This window comes from Deltaproteobacteria bacterium (assembly GCA_026712905.1).
GTDB lineage: Bacteria > Desulfobacterota > Binatia > UBA9968 > JAJDTQ01 > JAJDTQ01.
Map to the genome: position 1 here is coordinate 25,579 of JAPOPM010000027.1, position 16,316 is coordinate 41,894.

15 protein-coding genes are annotated in these 16,316 nt (G+C 66.9%); 6 read left to right on the forward strand and 9 right to left on the reverse strand.

The window, feature by feature from the left end; all coding sequences use genetic code 11:
- Positions 1-46 precede the first annotated feature (46 nt).
- The 3 genes from OXF11_02030 to OXF11_02040 form a co-directional block, all read right to left on the reverse strand.
- The gene (locus OXF11_02030) at positions 47-781 is read right to left on the reverse strand and encodes a C4-type zinc ribbon domain-containing protein (GenBank protein MCY4485875.1); all 735 of its coding nucleotides are present in this window, start codon (positions 779-781) and stop codon (positions 47-49) included.
- A gap of 173 nt (positions 782-954) precedes the next feature.
- Complete coding sequence (locus OXF11_02035; GenBank protein MCY4485876.1) at positions 955-2,355, reverse strand: FAD-binding oxidoreductase; 1,401 nt, start codon at positions 2,353-2,355, stop codon at positions 955-957.
- A 17-nt stretch (positions 2,356-2,372) separates the two neighbouring features.
- On the reverse strand, positions 2,373-3,143 hold the full coding sequence (locus OXF11_02040; protein MCY4485877.1) for a 3-oxoacyl-ACP reductase FabG: 771 nt from the start codon (positions 3,141-3,143) through the stop codon (positions 2,373-2,375).
- A 215-nt stretch (positions 3,144-3,358) separates the two neighbouring features.
- On the opposite strand from OXF11_02040, the gene OXF11_02045 reads away from it, so the two are divergent.
- The 6 genes from OXF11_02045 (at position 3,359) to OXF11_02070 (ending at position 10,434) form a co-directional block, all read left to right on the forward strand.
- Positions 3,359-5,428 (forward strand): hydantoinase/oxoprolinase family protein, encoded by a 2,070-nt coding sequence (locus OXF11_02045; GenBank protein MCY4485878.1) that lies wholly within the window; start codon positions 3,359-3,361, stop codon positions 5,426-5,428.
- Between the two features lie 115 nt (positions 5,429-5,543).
- Positions 5,544-7,331 (forward strand): hydantoinase B/oxoprolinase family protein, encoded by a 1,788-nt coding sequence (locus OXF11_02050; GenBank protein ID MCY4485879.1) that lies wholly within the window; start codon positions 5,544-5,546, stop codon positions 7,329-7,331.
- 220 nt (positions 7,332-7,551) lie between these two features.
- Entirely contained in the window at positions 7,552-9,300 is a 1,749-nt protein-coding gene (locus OXF11_02055; protein ID MCY4485880.1) for a hydantoinase B/oxoprolinase family protein, read from the forward strand.
- A 64-nt stretch (positions 9,301-9,364) separates the two neighbouring features.
- Entirely contained in the window at positions 9,365-9,610 is a 246-nt protein-coding gene (locus OXF11_02060; protein MCY4485881.1) for a hypothetical protein, read from the forward strand.
- On the forward strand, positions 9,582-10,148 hold the full coding sequence (locus tag OXF11_02065) for a nucleotidyl transferase AbiEii/AbiGii toxin family protein (GenBank protein MCY4485882.1): 567 nt from the start codon (positions 9,582-9,584) through the stop codon (positions 10,146-10,148). Before OXF11_02060 ends, OXF11_02065 begins: the two co-directional genes overlap by 29 nt.
- 97 nt (positions 10,149-10,245) lie before the next feature.
- A complete protein-coding gene (locus OXF11_02070; GenBank protein MCY4485883.1) occupies positions 10,246-10,434 on the forward strand; it encodes a glutathione S-transferase in 189 nt (62 codons plus the stop codon).
- Between the two features lie 56 nt (positions 10,435-10,490).
- Here OXF11_02070 and OXF11_02075 read toward each other — a convergent pair whose 3' ends face one another.
- The 6 genes from OXF11_02075 to OXF11_02100 all read right to left on the reverse strand — a co-directional run.
- Positions 10,491-11,150: a glutathione S-transferase family protein gene (locus tag OXF11_02075; GenBank protein MCY4485884.1), complete on the reverse strand. Its 660-nt coding sequence runs from the start codon at positions 11,148-11,150 to the stop codon at positions 10,491-10,493.
- Between the two features lie 152 nt (positions 11,151-11,302).
- Complete coding sequence (gene purF, locus OXF11_02080; protein ID MCY4485885.1) at positions 11,303-12,730, reverse strand: amidophosphoribosyltransferase; 1,428 nt, start codon at positions 12,728-12,730, stop codon at positions 11,303-11,305.
- A 53-nt stretch (positions 12,731-12,783) separates the two neighbouring features.
- Positions 12,784-15,015: a phosphoribosylformylglycinamidine synthase subunit PurL gene (purL, locus tag OXF11_02085; GenBank protein ID MCY4485886.1), complete on the reverse strand. Its 2,232-nt coding sequence runs from the start codon at positions 15,013-15,015 to the stop codon at positions 12,784-12,786.
- 85 nt (positions 15,016-15,100) lie between these two features.
- Positions 15,101-15,802 carry a phosphoribosylformylglycinamidine synthase subunit PurQ gene (gene purQ, locus OXF11_02090; protein ID MCY4485887.1) on the reverse strand — a complete coding sequence of 234 codons (702 nt, stop codon included), beginning with the start codon at positions 15,800-15,802 and terminating at the stop codon, positions 15,101-15,103.
- Positions 15,803-15,806: 4 nt separating this feature from the next.
- On the reverse strand, positions 15,807-16,049 hold the full coding sequence (gene purS, locus OXF11_02095; protein MCY4485888.1) for a phosphoribosylformylglycinamidine synthase subunit PurS: 243 nt from the start codon (positions 16,047-16,049) through the stop codon (positions 15,807-15,809).
- A 141-nt stretch (positions 16,050-16,190) separates the two neighbouring features.
- Positions 16,191-16,316 (reverse strand): phosphoribosylaminoimidazolesuccinocarboxamide synthase (locus OXF11_02100; GenBank protein MCY4485889.1); only part of this gene is annotated, 126 nt, incomplete at its 5' end.

Genomic DNA, 16,316 nt, shown 5'->3' on the forward strand with positions numbered 1-16,316 from the left:
CTATCCTCAGTTTCCCGTTTGCGAGGCGTGGACGCAACCCTTGGCGCTACGGCTGCCCGCCCGGTTCCGGCGCCGGCGGGTTGTAGAAGAGAATGCGCTGGCAACTGGGACAGAGGTTCACACGCTCGTTGCGCAGCACCTCGTTCCAGAGTTGTGGTGGAAGGTTCATGTAACAGGCTTGGCAGATGGCCGACGACACCTCCACCACCGCCGTGCCGCCACGCCGATTGAACAGCAACTCGTAGCGGCCCACCAGATCGTCGTTCAGCCGTGACGCGGTGGCCGCGCGCTGGTCGCGCGTCTGGTCGATCTTGTGCTCCAGTTCCGCGATCTCTCGCTCCAAGGGGCCTTTTCTCTCATTCCAGTCGTTCTGAAGGGCGTTCAGTTCCTCTTCCTTCTCCTTGAGGACCCTTTCCTGTTCCTCCAGGTCGGTCATCACCTCGAGCAGTTCCTCTTCCAGAATGGCGTTGGACTCCTTGATGACACCGATCTCCCGCTGCAGGGCCTGGAGCTCCTTGAGATTCTTCACATGGCTCATGCGCATGCGCTTGTCGGTGGCCTTCCGGCTCGCGTCGTGGATGACGTGCTCCTTGTCGCGGCGCACGCGGTCCCGCTCCTCCCAACTCTCCCTCAAGATCTTGACCTCGGCCGCCAGCTTGGTGATATCGCGGTCACGGCTCTCCATTTCCTCACGCCGTTCGGTCTGCGCGTCCTTGTGCTCCTTCACTTCGAGATCGATGCCTTGCAGAACCGCGAGTGTTTCCAACTGCTCACGCAACACGATAACCTCCCGTCGGCGGCCCTCCGATAAAAAAAGGAACCGCCCCCGTGGGTGCAGTTCCTTCTTGGCCGTTCAGGCTATCCGCCCGTATCCGATAGATTCGTCGTCTCATTCCTGAATGGGAGGGTATCGACATTTGACTGGATTGTCAAAGGCGGCGTGCGCGGAGTGAGTCACAGGCCCAGCTTGCCGGGATTCATGATGGCGTTGGGATCCAGGCGGCGCTTGAGCGAGCGCATCAACTCGAGGCTTGGGCCATGCTCGCGGACCATGAAGGGCGCCAGCTTGACGCCCACGCCGTGGCAGTATTCCACGGACCCGCCGTGAGAATGCACGCGCTCCAGGAGGGCCCCGATCGCGTCGCCCAGTTCGGCCCGCGCCCGGTCGCCCCCCTCCTTCGCGAGCCGCAGGGAGAACAATTCCGGGCCGGTCCAGAGCCCGCTCTCCCGGAGCCGCACGCCCCGCGCCGCGGCCAGGGCGATGGCCTCCCGCCGGAAGGCCAGCACCCGCGACGCCGGCAGGGCCACGTGGACCCAATCCTGGTGTACGCCGCCCCGGCCGCGCTTGCGGCGCTCGCCCCGGTTCGCGGCGAAGCGCCGGGCCGCGGAGTGGCGTTCGCGCCAGAAACGCTCCGCCCGCTCGGCCGCCAGTGTCCGGGCGCCACGGCGCCGACAGGCGTCCAGCGCCACGCCTTCTTCCGCGGCCGTCAGCTCGGCGTTCCCTTCAAAGCCCAGGTACAAAATCGCGGTTCCTTCCGGATCCTCGGTCTCGTCGCCGTAGTCGAGGAGGATCGGCCGGCATCCGGCCCGGGTCAGGTCGCGCACCGCCTCGAAGCCCGCGGCGAAGGAATCGAACCGCAAGGCATGAAGGGAGCGGGTCTCGGGGACCGGGAAGACACGGAGCGTGACCTCGGTGAGGATGCCGAAGCAGCCTTCGCCGCCGATGAACAGGTGCTTGAGATCGAGTCCGGTGGAGCGTTTGCTTACCGCGGGTGTGCGGCACACCTCGCCCTGCGGCAGCACCGCCTCCAGCCCCAGCACCTGGCTCCCCATGGAGCCGTACTTGCCGCCTCGGTAGCCGAGACTGTCGGTGGAGACGGTGCCGCCCACCGTGGCCACCGGCAGGGTCCAGGGGTCGTGCCCCAGCATGAGTCCCGAGCCGCGCAGCTCCGCATCGACGGTCTCCAGCACGGCCCCGGCCTGGACCCGGGCGGTGAGCGAGTCCGCGTCGATGTCCAGGACGGCCTTCATCCGGCGCAGGTCCACGACGATGCCCGGCACAAGCGAGGCGGCCGCGCCCATAAGCCCGGAGCCGCCGCCGTAGGGAACCACCGGGACCCGGACCTCGTTGGCCAGCCGCACCACGCCCTGGACCTCGGCGGTGTCGGCGGGCGTGCAGACGCACAGGGGATGAACGGGGACGATGGGGTGCGCGGGGTGGATGCGGCTGTGGCTCAGGGCGTCCCAGGCGTACAGATCCAGGTCGGCGGGGTCGGTGAGGACGGCGCCTTGGCCGAGCAGGTCAACGAGCCGGCCGATCGCGCCGGCATGTCCGTGGTTGGCGTGCCCGGCCATGTGCGCTGCCTTGGACGTCAGTGCATGTTCTGGCCGCCATCCACCACCAGGGTCTGACCGGTCATGAAGTCGGCCAGGGGCGAGGCCATGAACAGCACGCCGCCGACGAGGTCCTGGGGCACCTGGACCCGCTTGATGGCGCGTTGCCCGATATTGCTCTGACGCATCTTGAGGATCTCCTCGGTGGGGTCCACCTCGGACAGCGTCGACCCGGGGCACAGGATGTTGACCTGGATGTTGTCGTCCCCCACCTCCCGCGCCAGGGTGCGGCTGAAGCCCATGACGCCCGCCTTGGAGGCCACGTAGTGAATGCGTCCGGGAGGGCCGGAGAGCGCGGTGCCGGAGGCCACGTTGATGATCTTGCCGGACTTCTGCTGGCGCATCTGCGGCAGCACCGCGCGACAGCAAAGGAACACGCCCTTGAGATTCACCGACATGAGCTTGTCCCATTCCTCGATGCTGATCTCCTCGATGCGGCCCCGGTTCATGGGAATGGTGGCGAAGATCGACGCGTTGTTTATAAGCACGTCCACCCGGCCGAACTGCTCGACGGTCTTGGCCACCATTTCCTTGGTGGAGTCGTCGTCGGACACGTCCACCTGCACCGCCAGCGAACCCGCCTCGCTCATCTTGCCCAGCTCGGCGGCCACCTGCTCCGCCGCGCCCTTGTCGATGTCGGCCACCACCACGCGCGAACCGGACTTGGTAAACCCTTCGCAATACGCCTTGCCGATACCGTGCCCGCCACCCGTGACGATCACCACTTTGCCCTGCAAACCTTCGATCATGAGTGCTCCTCTCCGGCCGCCGCGTCACCGCGACGGCTCCTGTGGACGCGAAGTTTTCTGGCACTGCTCTATCGGGAAACCGCGGCGACTGTCAAGCAACGCGGAAGGGCGGAAACCCCGTTCCGGCGGTGCCGGCGTCCCGGATTTCCAGCCTCCCGGCATGTTTGCGAGCGCGGAAATTGAACCCCCCAACAAATCGTGTTAACGCAACTCCGATGGCGCGATATCGAGTAGCGGTGGACACCGGCGGGACCTTCTCCGACTTCGTATTCTTCAACGAGGACAGCGGCGAGATCAGCATCACCAAGGTGCCCTCGACCCCGAAAGAACCGTTCGAGGCGGTGCTCAACGGGGTCCGGGAGCTGCTCGACCAGGGCGTCTCCGCGGGCGACGTGAGCTTCTTCTCCCACGGCACCACCGTGGGCACCAACGCCCTCCTGGAGGAGAAGGGAGCGGTCACCGGGCTCTTGGTGACCGAGGGTTTCCGCGGCATCTACGAGGTCATGGAGCAGAGCCGGGGCTACGGGCCGGTGACCTACGACCTGTTCTTCGAGAAGCCGCGCCTGCTGGCCGCTCCCTACACCACCGAGGAGGTCCGCGAGCGCGTGGACTTCCAGGGCAACGCGCTCACGCCGGTGGACCCGGCGCAGGCGGCGGAGGCCATCCGCCGGCTCAAGGCCAAGGGCGTCGAGTCCGTGGCCGTGTGCTTCCTGTTCTCCTTCCTGAACCTCGACCACGAGCTGGCCGTCAAGGAGGTCATGGCCGAGGAGTTCCCGGAGGCGAGCCTGTCGCTGTCGTGCGAGGTACTGCCGCAGATCCGCGAGTTCTACCGCATGAGCACGACGGTCATCAACGCGTACATCGCGCCGGTGATGAGCCGTTACCTGGGCCTGTTGGAGACGCGCCTGCGGGAGATGGGGGTGACGACGCCGCAGCTCTACATCATGCAGTCCAACGGCGGCGTCTCGACATTCAAGACCTCCGCGCGCATCCCCGTGGCCACGGTGCTCTCCGGCCCCGCGGGCGGCGTGATCTCGTCGCTGGGGGCCAGCGGCAAGGTAGGCATCGACAACATCATCACCTTCGACATGGGCGGCACCAGTTGCGACGTGGCGCTGATCCACCAGGGGCGCCCGGTGGTCACCACCCAGGGGCGCATCAACCAACGGCCCATCAGCCTGCCCATGCTCGACATCCACACGGTGAGCGCCGGCGGCGGCACCATCGCGCGCATCGACTCCGTCGGCGCGCTCCAGGTAGGCCCCGACAGCGCGGGGGCCGACCCCGGCCCCATCTGCTACGACCGGGGCGGCGAGAACACCACCGTCACCGACGCCAACGTCATTCTGGGCGTGCTGGACCCCGACCACTTCCTCGGCGGCCGGCTCCAACTCGACAAGGCCAAGGCCGAGAGGCTGGTGGAGGAGAGTATCGCCAAGCCCCTGGGGCTGAGCCTCCACGAGGCCGCCGACGGCATCCTCCGGATCATCAACGTGAAAATGGAGGAGGCCATCAAGGCGGTGTCGTCCCAGCGCGGCTACGACATCCGGGAGTTCACCCTGGTGGCCTTCGGCGGCGCCGGCCCCATGCACGCGGGGCGGCTGGCTTTGGACCTGGGCATCCCCACTTTGCTGGTGCCGCTGACGCCCGGGGTCAACTCGGCGCTGGGCCTCTTGATGTCGGACGTGAAGCACGACCACATGCGCTCCAAGCTGGCGCCGATGCAGGAACTCGAGCCCGGCGACATCAACGCCTTGTTCGACCAGCTCATGCAGCAGGCGCGGGAAGAGCTTTACGAAGAGGGCTTCTCGGACGGGGACATCGTGCTGACACCGTACCTTGACCTGCGCTACGCCGGACAGGGCTACGAGCTGACGGTGCCGTGTCCGTACCCGCCGCTCGGCCCCGAGGACATGGAGCTGGCGCAGCAACGCTTCCACGAGGTGCACGAGCAGGCCCACGGCCACAAGGCCGAGTCCGAGCCGGTGGAGCTGGTGAGCGTGCGGCTGGTATCCGAGGGACGCGTGCCGCAGACCCGGCTGTCGCCGTTCCAGGCCACGGGGGCAACCGTGGACGACGCCCGCACCGGCGAGCGCCGAATCTTCTTCGGACGCGACCTCGGCGTTCAGGACTGTCCCATCTACGACCGGGACCGCCTGGAGCCGGGACACGAGCTGGACGGCCCCGCGGTGGTGGAGCAGATGGACACCACCACCGTCATTCACCCGGAACAGCAGGCGCGGGTGGACGACTACAAGAACTTGATCATCACCGCGAAGGGCTAGTGTGGTGGCGTCCTGAGCGTAGCGTAGCGAAGTCGAAGGACGCCATCTCGGACGACGGCAACCGACTCAAGACGGTGCACAAAACGCAGGCCAGGGGCCCGCGGAAAGAAGACCCATGGCACATCCCCAATCCACGTTGACAGCCGCCGCCGCGGACCCCATCACCCTTCAGGTGATCCAGGCGCGGCTGGCCGGCATCGTGCAGGAGATGCAGAACTCGCTCTTCCGCACCGGCTTCTCCACCATCATCCGCGAGTCCCAGGACGCGAGCTGCGCCCTGCTCACCTGCGACGGCGAGGTGGCGGCGCAGCACGTGGTGCTGCCGCTGCACATGGGGGCGTTCCCGGCGTGTGCCCAGGGCGTGCTGCGGAACTATCCACCGGAGGAGATCCACGAGGGCGACGCCTACATCACCAACCACCCCTACCTGGGCGGAAGCCCCCACGCCCCGGACATGTGCGTAATGACGCCGATCTTCTTCGACGGCGAGTGGGTAGGATTTTCCGCCACCATGGCGCACAAGAGCGACATCGGCGGCCCCGTGCCCGGGAGCTGCTGGAGCCAGGCCCGGGAGGTGTACCAGGAAGGGCTGCAAGTGCCGCCGGTCAAGTACATCGACCGCTTCAAGACCAGCAAGGACATCGAGGAGATTATCGGCTGCAACAGCCGCACACCCGAGCTGGTGGTGGGCGACATCCGCGGACAGGTGGGGGCGGCACGGTTGGGTGAGCGGCGCTTCGGGGAGATGATGGCCAAGTACGGGCGCGAGACCGTGCTCGCGTGCTACGACCGGCTGTTCCAGCTCACCGAGGAACGTGTGCGCAACGAGATCGCCACCTGGCCCGACCAGAGCGCCGAGGGCGAGCGCTTCCTGGACAGCGACGGCATCGACCTGGACAAGCCGGTGCGCATCCGCGTGCGCATCGACAAGAAAGGCGACCGGCTGCTGTTCGACTTCACCGGCAGCGCGGACCAGACCCGCGGCCCGGCCAACATCCGGCCGTCGGTGGTGCGGGCGGCGTGCTCCTATTGCCTCACCGCCCTCACCGACCCGGCGCTGCCCACCAATCAGGGCCTGGCGCGGGTGGTGGAGGTCAACTGCCCCGAGGGCAGTGTCCTCAACCCGCGCTTCCCGGCGCCGGTGAACACCTACAATCCCACGGTGCACGCCCTGGTGGAGGCCCTGTTCGAGGCCCTGAGCCAGCTCACCCCGGTCAAGAAGATCGCCGACGGCTGCGCCAGCCGCTCCATCATCATCGGCGGCAGGAACGAGAAGACCGGCCGCAGCTACGTACAGTACGAAATCTTCGGCGGCGGCTCCGGCGCCCGCACCGGCAAGGACGGCGTGTCCGGCACCAACGTCAACCAGTCCAACGCGCGCATCGCCCCCATCGAAATCATCGAGTCCGAGTTCTCCACCCGCCTGCGCCGCTTCGAGCTGGTGCGCGACTCGGGCGGCGCCGGCCGGTTCCGCGGCGGCCTGGGCTTCGTGCGCGAGTACGAGTTCCTGAACCCCGAGGGCCGCTTCTCGCTTCGTTCCACCAAGCACGTGATCGCCCCCAAGGGCGTGGAAGGCGGCGGCAACGGCCGCACCGGCAAGGGCATCCTCAACCCCGGCGCCGAGGAAGAGCGGGAGATCCCCTCCCGCTGCTCCGACGTCGCCGTGCGCCGGGCCGACGTCTTCCGCCTGGAGACCCCGGGAGGCGGGGGCTTGGGCGAGCCCCTGGAACGCGACACCAGGGCCGTGCTGCGGGACGTCAGTAACGGCTACGTCTCGCCGGAGAACGCGCTGGAGGTCTACGGCGTGGCCGTAGAGGAGGCCGGCGGCGCGTTTGTGCTGGACGAGGCGCGAACCGAGGCCGCGCGGCGGGAACGGGCGCAAGCTGGCGACGAAAGCCGTTGAAGCGACACTGGCGCCGACCCCTTCGATTCGTCATTCCCGCGGAAGCGGGAATCCAGGGGCGGTGGTGGGGCACCGCAGCGGCGTATTCCCCGCCTCCCCACCCCTGGATTCCCGCTTCCGCGGGAATGACGAATCGAGGAGGTCGGCCTCATTCGGGGTCGAGGGCAAGCCTTCGCGGGAATGATGGAGGGAGCGCGCGAGTGACGCCTGGAGGACAGACATGACCGCCGACCCCATCACCGTCCAGGTGATCCGCGCCGCGCTGGACGGCATCGTGCAGGAAATGCAGACGTCCCTCTTCCGCACGGGCTTCTCCACCATCATCCGCGAGTCCCACGACGCCAGTTGCGCCATCCTGAACACCAAAGCCGAGGTCATCGCCCAGCACGTGGTGCTGCCGCTCCACATGGGGGCCTTCCCGGCCTGCGCCGAGGGCCTGCTCGAACGGTTTTCCCCCGACGATTTGCAGGAGGGCGACGCCTACATCGTCAACCACCCCTACCGCGGCGGCAGCCCCCATGCTCCGGACATGGGCGTGCTGACGCCCGTCTTTTTCCAAGGCGAGTGGGTGGGCTTCTGCGCCAGCATGGCCCACAAGAGCGACATCGGCGGCACGGTGCCGGGCAGCGGCTCGGGCACGGCGAGAGAGATCTTCCAGGAGGGCCTGCACCTGCCGGCGGTGAAGTTCATGGACGCGGGCCGGCCGGTGCGCGAGCTGGAGTGGTTCATCCACGCCAACAGCCGCACGCCGGAGGTGGTGGTGGGCGACATCCGCGGCCAGGTGGGCGCCAACCGGCTGGGCGAACGGCGCATGGACGAGTTGCTGGAGAAGTACGGCAAGCCCACGGTCATCGCCGCCACCGAGGAGTTGGCGGGTCACGCCGAGCGGCGGCTGCGGCAGGTCATCGCTTCCTGGCCCGACGGCCGCTACCAGGGCGAGGCGTGCGTCGACAACGACGGTATCGACCTCGACACGCCCGTGCGTATCCGCGTCACCGTGGAGAAGACCGGCGACCGCATCTTGTTCGACTTCTCGGACTGCGGCCCCCAGACCACCGGCCCGGCCAACATCCGCCCGCCCCTGGTCCGCGCCTGCTGCTACTACTGCCTCATCGCCCTCGTGGACCCGTTCCTGCCCATCAACCAGGGTCTGGCGCGGGTGGTGGAAACCCGCTTCCGCCAGGGCACCGTGGTGTGCCCCGACTTCCCCGCCGCGGTCAACGCCTACATGCCCACCGCGCTGGTAGTAGCCGAGGCCGTGCTCCAGGCCATGAGCACCCTGGTCCCCGACAAGACCATCGCCGAGGGCTCCGGCAGCGGCGCCATCGCCCTGGGCGGCCGCGCACGTGACGGCAAGCGCAGCTACGTCCAGTACGAAATCTTCGCCGGCGGCGTCGGCGGCCGCAACGGCAAGGACGGCGCCTCCGCCACCTCCTTCCACCTGAGCAACGGCAAGATCGCCCCAGTGGAGATCATCGAGTCCGAGTTCCCCACCCGGGTCGAGCGCTTCGAGCTCCTGCAAGACTCCGGCGGCCCTGGCCGCCACCGCGGCGGCCTCGGCTTCGTCCGCGAATACCGCATCCTCCAGGACGAGGTGCGCTTCTCCATGCGCACCGACAAGCACGCCCTGGCCCCCCAAGGTATCGCCGGCGGCCACCCCGGCGGCACCGGCGGCTGCATCATCAACCCCAGCGCCGGCGACGAGCGCAGCATGCCCTCGCGCTTCGGCGACCAGCGCCTCAAGAGCCAAGACGTCCTGCGAATGGAGCGGCCGGGCGGCGGCGGCGTGGGCGCCGCCTTCGAGCGCAGCCCCGAGGCGGTGCTGGAGGACGTGCGGCAGGGGTACGTGTCGGTGGAGCGGGCAAGGAGCGACTACGGGGTGGCTTTGAGCAGCCGAGAGGGGGAGATCGTCCTGGATGGGGCCGCGACTCGCCAACTGCGCGGCAAGCAAGATGACGGTTCCCGTTGATCCAGGAACGCAATCGTCAACGGTTGTTGTCCTCGAACTCAAGACGTAAACTGTCTTACAGAACATGCTTGGCGACGAGGAAAAAGAACTGCGCGCCTATGCCGAACGGTGGCGGCTGGCTTCCGCCAAAATCGAGGAACTGCGACGCCAAGACCTCCGCAACGTCAACGTTGCTGAGCATATAGAGGCCATGAACGGCGCTTTCGAGGCCGCGCTCTCAACTCAGACCAGGACCACATCGGGGCTCGTGGAACAACAGGCGGTCTTCGCCAAACTACGAAATGCGCGATCTGTTCCACCTGGCAAGTGAGGTCCAATCGTTCTGTCAGGTCCGCGGCTGGCGCTTCTGTTTCATTGGCGGCATCGCATTGCAGCGCTGGGGCGAGCCTCGACTGACTGCTGACATCGACGTCACCATTCTCACGGGCTTTGGTCCCGAAGCACAGTACATCGAAGAACTTTGTGGTGCGTTTGCCGGGCGCTTTGCCGATGCTGACGAATTCGCTCGCCGGCACCGGACCCTGCTGCTTCAGTCGGAGCATGGCATCCCCATCGACATCACGCTTGGTGCGCTTCCCTTCGAGGAGCGTGTGATAGAGCGCGCGACATTCTATCAGTTCCTGAAGGAAGCCCGTTTGAACACCTGCTCCGCAGAGGATCTGGTGATCCTCAAGGCCTTTGCGGACCGTCCGCGCGATTGGAGCGACATTGAAAGCGTCATCGTGCGAACCGGTCACCGTATCGCCTGGCAAATCGTCGAGAACGAGTTGCCGCCTCTCTGCGACGCGAAGGAAGCACCGCATATTCTGCCTCGACTCGCCGCCTTGCGTACGCAGATCAGTGATTGAACGGCCCGACGACCGACCGCCGTTACCACTTCAGTGGACCCGTTTCGGCCGGTAGTGGCATACGGCCCGGGGTGACCGTGAACGACCGGAGGAACCGATGGACGAACTCGATATCGCCGATTGTATCAACGAAACCTGCCCCTGGTCCGGCGAGCCGGTGCAGCCCGACTCACTGACCGAGTACGACGGCCACGTCGTCGGGTTCTGCAACACGGGTTGCCGCGACAAGTTCGATGCGGCAATCCGCCACTTCGAGGAGGCGAGAGCGGCAAGAGCTAGCCGCTAGTGCCTTGCCCGGACTCCCCGGACTGCACCAGTGCCATGATTTCCCCGTGACGGAATTCAATCGATCTCGTCTTCGGGCACGATCCAGGGTTCTTGAAGCGCCGCGTCGCGCCACTCGACGAAGGCAGGCAGTGTCAGGACCGCACGGCTGTAGGCGGCGCACATGTCGTCGAGCTCGACCCCGTACGTATCCAGGCGGGTGACCACCGGGGCGAACATGGCATCCGCCGCGCCGAAGCCGCCGAAGAGAAAGTCGCCTCCCTTGCCGTAGCGGTCACGGCACTCACGCCAGATCTCGCATATCCGCGCTATGTCTTCCGCGACACCGGAACCGCGGCCCTTGCCCTTCAGGTCCGTGCGACGCAGGTTCATGGGCATGCAGTTGCGAACAGCGGTAAAGCCGGCGTGCATTTCGCAGGCGATCGAACGAGCCATCGCCCGCGCATCCCGATCCTCGGGCCACAGGCCGGCCTCCGGGAACAGCTCGTGGGCGTATTCCAGGATCGCGAGGGTTTCCCAGATGGTGCGCTCGCCGTGAAGCAACACCGGCACGCGCCGCGACGGGGATACCGCGGCGATGGCTTCCTTCCAGTTCTCGTCGAACAGCAGGAGCATCTTTTCGGCGAACGGGATGCCGGCATGGCGCAGGGCCAGCCAAGGCCGAAGGGACCACGAAGAGTAGTTCTTGTTGCCGATCACCAGAGTCAGTTCGCTCATCTCAACATTCTCCCGCCACACGCCGTTCTGTGGTGAAACCGGCTGCATGGACGGTCATTAATACCAACGGTGCGTCACACGGACAGGGTACCCGTGGGCGGAAAGGGGAAAGGGGGTGGCCGCTTGTCATGCGGCACAACCCTATTGATGCTTCACCGCCGGCTCACCGCCTCGAACAAATGCAACTGCGGGGTCTTGCCGGTGTCGTCCGCCAGCACGGGGTAGTTGGCGGTGAAGCAGGCGTCGCAGTAGCCGGTGTCGTCACCCTTGAAGAAAGTGTAGAGGCCCTCGCGGCTCAGGTAGGCGAGGGAGTCGGCGCCGATGAAGTCGCGGATGCCGTCGACGGAGTGGACGGAAGCGATGAGTTCCTTGTGGGTGGGGGTGTCGATGCCGTAGTAGCAGGGGCTGATGGTGGGGGGTGAGCTGATGCGCACGTGGACCTCGGTGGCCCCGGCCTCGCGCAGCATGCGGATGATCTTCTGACTGGTGGTGCCGCGGACGATGGAGTCGTCCACCACGATGACGCGCTTGCCCTGGAGCACCTCGCGCATGGCGTTGAGCTTGATCTTGACGCCGAAGTTGCGGATGTGCTGCTGCGGTTCGATGAAGGTGCGGCCGACGTAGTGGTTGCGGATCAGGGCGAGGTCGAGAGGGATGCCGCACTGTTCGGCGTAGCCGATGGCCGCGGGCACCCCCGAGTCGGGCACGGGGGTCACGATGTCGGCGTCGATGTGGCTCTCGCGGGCGAGTTGGCGACCCAGCTCCTTGCGGTACTGGTAGACGCTGTGACCGTAGACGTTGCTGTCGGGCCGGGCGAAGTAGATGGACTCGAAGATGCAACGGGCCGGACGGACCTCCGGGAAAGGCTTGAGGGACTCCATGCCGCCGCGGCTGAAGACCAGCACCTCGCCCGGCTCCACCTCGCGCACGTATTCCGCCTCGATGAGGTCCAGCACACAGGTCTCCGACGCCACCACCCAGCCGTCCCGGTCCCCGTCCCCGCGAAACCGGCCCACGATCAGCGGCCGGAAACCCAGAGGATCGCGAGCGGCGATCATGGTGTGGGTGGTGAGGAACACGAGGGAGTAGGAGCCCTTGACCCGGTGGAGGGCGTCGATGACGCGGTCCGTCAGGGTCTTCTCCTTCGAGGTGGCGATGAGATGGACGATCACCTCGGTGTCGGAGGTGGACTGGAAGATGGAGCCCGATTCCTCGAGCTGCTGGCGGAGCTGGTTGGCGTTGATCAGGTTGCCGTTGTGGGACACGGCGATGGGGCCGTCGGCGTACTCCACCACGAACGGCTGGGCATTCTTGAGGTCGGTGTGCCCGCTGGTGGAATAGCGGTTGTGCCCGATGGCCGCGGCGCCCTGCAGGTTCTTGATGATGTCTTCCTTGAAGATGTCCGCCACCAGACCCATCTGGCGGTGGGAGATGAGGACGTCGCCGTCGGAGGACACGATGCCGGACGATTCCTGGCCCCGGTGCTGCAGGGCGTAGAGCCCCAGGTACACCATATTGGCGGCCTCGGGATGACCGTGGACACCCACCACCGCGCATTCTTCATGGAACTTGTCGAACATCAGGTCCTGCCTGCGGAAGAGCCAGCGTGACTCCGCTTCCCCGAGCCTGTTCGTCACTTAACATACCGTTCCAGGGCCGTCGACCAAATGTTACGCAGCCGTTGCACCGGCGCACGCACCCAGTCGTTGATGGCCAACCGGTTCCCGTCCACTTTCCCGATGACCGCCATCGGAACGTTCTCATGGGTCGCGATGTCCTGCAACCGGCCGTAGTCCCTTTCCTTCAAGGAAACCACGATGCGCGACTGCGATTCGCCGAACAGGAGCGCGTCCGCGTGCCCGCGTTGCTCGATCTCGATGACCGCTCCCATCCCCGCGGGGCCCGGATGTGAGATGCAGCACTCGGCCAGGGCCACGGCGAGTCCCCCTTCGGAAACGTCGTGAGCCGATGAGAGCAGCCCCTGCTGCACCGCCAACCGGCAGGTTCGCTGCACTCCGCGTTCCAGCACCAAGTCCACGGTTGGCGGCTTGCCCGCCACCTGTCCGTGCACCACCTTGAGGTACTCGCTGCCGCCCAACTCGTCGCGGTTGACGCCCAGCAGCACCACGAGGTCGCCCTCCTCCTTGAACCACGGGGTGGCGATGCGGGTCACATCCTCCAGCAGCCCCACCATGGCCACCGTGGGCGTGGGGTGGATGGAGACGCCGTCGGTCTCGTTGTAGAAGCTCACGTTGCCGCTCACCACCGGGACCTCCAGCGCCAGGCACGCGTCGCGCATGCCCCCGATGGCCTGGGAGAACTGCCACATCACGTCCTCCCGCTCGGGGTTGCCGAAGTTGAGGCAGTCCGTGAGCCCCAGCGGCGTTGCCCCGACGCACGACAGGTTCCGCGCCGCCTCGGCCACCGCGGCCATGCCGCCCGCACGGGGGTCCAGGTAGCAGTAGCGCGCGTTGCAGTCCACGGTCAGAGCCAGTCCCTTGGAGGTGCCCTTGACGCGGATCACCGCGGCGTCCGCGCCCGGCGCCAGTACCGTGTTGCCGCGCACGTAGTGGTCGTACTGGCGGCAGACCCACTCCCGGGAGCCCAGGTTCGGGGAATCCAGCAGTTGCTCCAGCACCCGGGTCATGCTCTCGGGCCGCGGCAACGCGTCCGCGTCCAGGCGCTGGATCTCGTCCTGACGCACCGGCCGTTTCGCGGGCCGGTCGTACGCCGGCGCGGCGTCGGTGAGCGCCGCCACCGGGATATCGGCCACCGGACGGCCTTCCGACAGCACCCGGAACACGGGTTCGTCGATGACCCGGCCCACCACCACCGCGTCGAGGTCCCAGCGCTCGAAGATCGCCTGGACTTCGGCCACCGACTCCGGATGTGCCACCAACAGCATGCGCTCCTGGGACTCGGACAGCAGGATCTCGTAGGGGGTCATGCCCCGCTCGCGCAGCGGCACGTGCGCCAGTTCCAGCTCCACGCCCGAGCCGGCGCGGCCGGCCATCTCCACGGCGGAACTGGTGAGGCCCGCGGCGCCCATGTCCTGGATGCCCACGATGGCGTCGGTCCGCATCAACTCCAGACACGCCTCGATGAGGAGCTTTTCGGTAAAGGGGTCGCCCACCTGCACGGTGGGGCGGCGCTGCTCGGAGTCCTCGGAGAAGGACTCCGAGGCCATGGTGGCGCCGTGTACCCCGTCGCGCCCGGTCTTGGAGCCCACGTACATCACCGGGTTGCCGGCGCCCTGGGCCTTGCCGGTGAAGATGCGATCCCGCTCCGCCAGGCCCAGCGTGAACGCGTTCACCAGGATGTTGGCGTCGTAGCATTCGTCGAAGTAGATGTCGCCGCCCACGGTGGGCACGCCGACGCAGTTGCCGTAGCCGCCGATGCCGCCCACCACGCCGTTCATCAGGTAGGGCGTCTTGGGGTGGCGGATGGCGCCGAACCGGAGCGAATTGAGGCTGGCGATGGGACGCGCGCCCATGGTGAACACGTCCCGCAGGATGCCGCCCACGCCGGTGGCCGCCCCCTGATAGGGCTCGATGAAGGACGGGTGGTTGTGGCTCTCGATCTTGAACACCACGGCGAGGCCGTCGCCGATGTCCATGACGCCGGCGTTCTCGCCCGGGCCGTGGATGACGCGGGGACCTTCGGTGGGAAGCTGTTTCAGGTGCTTGCGCGAGCTCTTGTAGCTGCAGTGCTCCGACCACATGACCGAGAAGACGCCCAACTCGGTGAGGTTAGGCGGCCGTCCCAGAAGACGCTGGATCTCGGTGTACTCGTGGTCGGTCAGGCCGTGAGCGTGGACCACCTCGGCGGTCAAGGGCGCGGTGTCGGGGTTCGTTGCGTCGCTCATGTCGCTGCCTGGTATGATACGGCACGAATACCGTCGTGAACCCGAGCGTACTTGTCGCAGGCCGGCATGACGCCGTGCCGGGGCGTCATGCGCGGTTCCCGTGCAGGAAGTCGGCCATCGAGGAGAAAATCGTCAGGCCGCCGACGCCCCCCAGCAGTTCTTCCGCGGCATCCTCCGGATGCGGCATCAGGCCGAAGACATTCCGGCCGCGGTTGCACACGCCGGCGATGTTTTGCACCGAGCCGTTGGGATTGGCCGCGTCGGGAGTGTCGCCGTCCGCGTCGGCGTAGCGCAGCAGCACCTGTCCGTGGTCCCGAAGTCCCTCGAGGGTGAGGGTGTCGGCGTAGTAGCGGCCGTCGACGTGCTTCACCGGCATCTCCAACAGCTCACCGGGCTGCGCGGTACACGTGAACGGCGACTGGGCGTGTTCCACGCGCACGGTCACGCGCCGGCACACGAAGCGCAGGGACTCGTTGCGCGTGAGGGCTCCGGGAAGCAGCCCGGCCTCGCAGAGGATCTGGAAGCCGTTGCAGATGCCGAGCACCAGGCCGCCGGCCGCGGCGAAGTCGACGATGCCCTGCATGACCGGCGCGAACCGGGCCATGGCGCCGGCGCGCAGGTAGTCGCCATAGGAGAAGCCGCCCGGGAGGACCACGCCGTCGCAGCCGCCGTCGAACGGGTCCTTGTGCCACAGGGTGCGCACCTCGTGCCCGAGCACGTGGCGCAGACAGTGGACGACGTCATCGTCGTCGCAGGAGCCGGGAAAGACTGCCACCCCCCAGCGCATACGGCTACCTTGCGACCTCGAAGCGGTAGTCCTCGATGACCGGGTTTGCGAGCAGCTTCTCGCACATGCGCCGCGCCTGCTGCTCGGCGTCCTCCGCCGCGGCCACATCCAGGCGCAGCTCCAGGTACTTGCCCACGCGCACTTCCTGGACGGCGTCGAAGCCCAGGCTGTGGAGCGAGTTCTCCACGGCCTTGCCCTGGGGGTCCAGGACGCCTTCCTTGAGGGTTACGAAGACTTTGACGAGCATGATAAAACGGCGCCCCGCCCTACCGCCTGGATTCCCGCTTCCACCGGAATGACGTTTCGAAAGGTCGCTGTCTCATGAGTTTTGACACAACCTGCTTCGCGGTACTGACGGGTGGCCGGGCGGGGATGCGGCGGATCCCCACTAGCTGCCGGTCACCCGGCGGCAGACCTCCTGGTAGGCTTCCTCGACGCCGCCCAGGTCGCGGCGGAAGCGGTCCTTGTCCATCTTCTCGAGGGAGCCCTTCTGCCAGAAGCGGCACGTGTCGGG